Annotated in this window: 5 protein-coding genes; 4 read left to right on the top strand and 1 reads right to left on the bottom strand. The window is 64.2% G+C overall.

Annotation, left to right across the window (positions count from 1 at the left end):
• The 4 genes from KDH09_09340 to rmuC form a co-directional block, all read left to right on the top strand.
• The coding region (locus KDH09_09340) for a TlpA family protein disulfide reductase (GenBank protein MCB0219884.1) at positions 1 to 412 on the top strand (412 nt) is incomplete at its 5' end.
• Positions 413 to 419: 7 nt separating this feature from the next.
• On the top strand, positions 420 to 833 hold the full coding sequence (locus KDH09_09335) for a secondary thiamine-phosphate synthase enzyme YjbQ (protein ID MCB0219883.1): 414 nt from the start codon (positions 420 to 422) through the stop codon (positions 831 to 833).
• A 106-nt stretch (positions 834 to 939) separates the two neighbouring features.
• Entirely contained in the window at positions 940 to 1,254 is a 315-nt protein-coding gene (locus KDH09_09330; protein MCB0219882.1) for a hypothetical protein, read from the top strand.
• Between the two features lie 33 nt (positions 1,255 to 1,287).
• The gene (gene rmuC / locus KDH09_09325) at positions 1,288 to 2,589 is read left to right on the top strand and encodes a DNA recombination protein RmuC (protein MCB0219881.1); all 1,302 of its coding nucleotides are present in this window, start codon (positions 1,288 to 1,290) and stop codon (positions 2,587 to 2,589) included.
• 3 nt (positions 2,590 to 2,592) lie between these two features.
• Here the strand turns inward: rmuC and folK are convergent, their stop codons facing one another.
• Positions 2,593 to 3,093 carry a 2-amino-4-hydroxy-6-hydroxymethyldihydropteridine diphosphokinase gene (gene folK, locus KDH09_09320; protein ID MCB0219880.1) on the bottom strand — a complete coding sequence of 167 codons (501 nt, stop codon included), beginning with the start codon at positions 3,091 to 3,093 and terminating at the stop codon, positions 2,593 to 2,595.
• Between the last annotated feature and the right edge of the window lie 35 nt (positions 3,094 to 3,128).

Below are 3,128 nucleotides of genomic sequence, written 5' to 3'. Positions count from 1 at the left end.
CGACCTTTCGTTTCCGGCCGTGAGCGGCGGCGAGCTCAAAATCGCCGACTACCGCGGCAAGCTCATCTACGTCGACTTCTGGGCGACGTGGTGCGGCCCCTGCACGCAGGCCATTCCCGAGCTCAACTCCATCCACGAAAAATACAAGGACCGCGGCTTTGCGGTGCTCGGAATTTCCGTGGACGATCTCTCGCTCGAAGCGATCTCTCATTTCGCCAGGACCGAAAAAATGGTCTACCCCGTGGCGCTCGGCACTACCGAGGACATGGCGCTCTTCGGCCCCTCGCCGGGCCTGCCGACGGGATATCTCGTCGACGACAAGGGCGTCGTGGTCAAGAAGTTCATCGGCCAGCTTCCGGCCGCCACGCTGGAGGCGGAGATCGAGCGCGTGCTCACCGAGGCGGGCAGGTAGGGCGCAGATGAAATCGTTCACCCAGTATCTGTGGTTCAACACCAACAAGCCGCGTGAGTACGTGCGCATCACCGACGACCTCACGGCGATTCTCAATGAATCGGGCATCGAGGAAGGCATGATGCTCGTCTCGGCCATGCACATCACCGCCGGCGTGTGGGTCAACGACTGGGAGGACGGCCTGCTCGCCGACATCGACGAGTGGCTCGAAAACCTCGCACCGTTCAATGAGGGCTACAAGCACCACCGCACCGGCGAGGACAACGGCGACGCGCACCTCAAAAGCCTGCTCGTCCACCACCAGGTCATCGTCCCCATCACCGAGGGAAAACTCGACCTGGGAACCTGGCAGCAGGTCTACTACGCAGAGTTCGACGGCCAGCGCGACAAGCGCGTGATCGTCAAGGTGATGGGTGAATAGGAAAGAGATCCTCTTGCTCTCCCCCGCTCGCGGGGGAGATGCCCGACAGGGGCAGAGGGGGGCGTGACACAACCTGTCACAGTTCAGATCTATGACTGAAGAGAGCATGAGCCCCGAGGAAGCGGCGCTGCGGCGCGCGCTTCACGACGCGCGCGAGGAAGAGCGCGTGCGCGGCGAGCAGGCCTGGCAACTGGCCTCGCCGCCCTTTGCGTTTGGCCTGATTGCGCCGGTGTGGATGCCGGCTGGCTGGCGGATGCCGAGCTTTGCGGCCGGCATGGTGCTGGCGGCGGGGATCTGGGGCTGGTTCAAGGTGAGGGCCGCGCGCTCTGCGCGCGCCGCCGAGGCGCTCGAGGATAAGCTCCTGGTGATGGGCGCGGCGCTGGACCCAAGTGACCAGCCCGAGGAAGCAGGCGCGATGTAGCCCGGCCCGGGGCTTCGTGCCATGGTGGCAAGCATGGAACTGGGAATCGGAATTCTGATCGGTCTGGCCGTGGGCGCGCTCGTCGGCTGGATTCTCGCGCGCGCAAAGGGCGGCGCCGACGACGGCAGCGCCGCGCGCATTGCCGAACTTGAGACCACCGTGCGTCTGGAAAAGGAAAGCGCCCAGCGAACCCTCGAGGCCGAGCGCCGCGTGTGGGAAGAGCGCGTTGCCGAGCTGCGCTCCAACGAAGAAGAACTCAAGAAGACTTTTGAGAACCTCTCGAACAAGGCCTTGGACAACGCCAGCAAAAACTTCATCGAGCGCGCCAAGGAAACGCTGGAGAAATACCAGGTCGAAGCGCGGGGTGATCTCGACAAGCGCAAGCAGGCCATCGAAAATCTGGTGAAGCCGGTGCAGGAGAACTTCGAAAAATTTTCCAAAACCATCACCAGCATGGAAGAGGCCCGGCGCGAGGCCTACGGCGCGCTCGGCGAGCAGGTAAAGGGCCTGCTGGGCGCGCAGGAAAAACTCCAGTCGGAGACCGGGAACCTCGTCAAGGCGCTTCGCAAGCCGCAGGTGCGCGGGCGCTGGGGCGAAATTCAACTCGAGCGCGTTGCCGAGCTGGCCGGAATGACGAAGAACTGCGACTTCAACACCCAGCACAGCGTCGATGGCGAGGACGGCAAGCTGCGCCCCGACATGGTGATCAACCTGCCCGGCGGCAAGAACATCGTCGTCGATGCCAAAGCGCCCATCACCGCGTTTCTCGACGCGCTTGAAGCCGAGAACGAAGAAGAGCGCCTCACGCGTCTGACCGCGCACTCGCGTCACGTGCGCGATCACGTCAAGCAACTCTCCAGCAAGAGCTACTGGCAGCAGTTTCCGAACTCGCCCGAATTCGTAATTCTCTTTCTGCCCGGCGAATCATTTTTCAGCGCCGCGCTCGAGCAGGATCCCGAGCTCATCGAGCGCGCCGCTGCTGACCGTGTGATGCTCGCCACGCCGACGACGCTCATCGCGCTCCTGCATGCCGTGCGCTACGGCTGGCAGCAGGAAGCCCTTGCAGAGAGCGCACGCGAAATCGCCGACGTGGGCGCCGAGCTCTACGAGCGCATGGCCAAATTCAGCGAGCACCTCGGGCGCGTGGGCAATCACCTCGACCAGTCCATCGGCGCCTACAACGACGCGGTCGGTTCCTTCGACCGCCGCATCCTGCCGAGCCTGCGCAAGTTCCCCGCGCTGGGGGTTTCCGTGAAAAAAGAAATCGCTGAGGGCAAGGTGATCGAGCGCACCGGCCGCCCGCTGCCGGCGATCGAAAGCGATTCAGGCGAGTAGGGCTCAGCCCACGCTCCACACGCGCCCGGGATCCGGGCATTCTTCAAGCAACTCCCGAACGGTTTTGTTCAGCACCGGGTGCATGAGCGCCGGTGCAAGCTCGCAAAGGGGCTCGAGCACGAAGCGGCGCGCGGCAATTTCCGGGTGGGGCAGGGCGGGCGTGCCGCCGGGCTGCACGCATCCCTCATAGAGCAGGATGTCGAGGTCGATCGTGCGGCTCAGATATTCGCCATGGGGGCCGCGAAGCGCGAAGCGCCCCAGACGACGCTCGATCTGGTGCAGGTGGTGGAGCAGCACCTCGGGTGAGAGCGTCGTTTCGATCTCGGCGCAGCCATTGAGAAACGCCGGCGTTCCCGGCGCCATCGCCCATGGGTCGGTGCGGTAGTAGCGGCTCTGGGCGAGCACACTCGTAGCGGGCAGCGCATGGACGAGCAGCAACGCGCGCTCGATGGTGGCGCGCCTGCGCCCCAGGTTGCTTCCGTATCCGATGTAGGCCCGCGGCATGCTTCCTCAATACTCACTTGCTGGCTGTCATTCTG

The sequence above is a fragment of the Chrysiogenia bacterium genome (genome assembly GCA_020434085.1).
Classification (GTDB): Bacteria; JAGRBM01; JAGRBM01; order JAGRBM01; family JAGRBM01; genus JAGRBM01.
The sequence above is the reverse complement of the archived record's forward strand: the minus strand, read 5'-3'. Positions and strand labels throughout refer to the sequence as shown.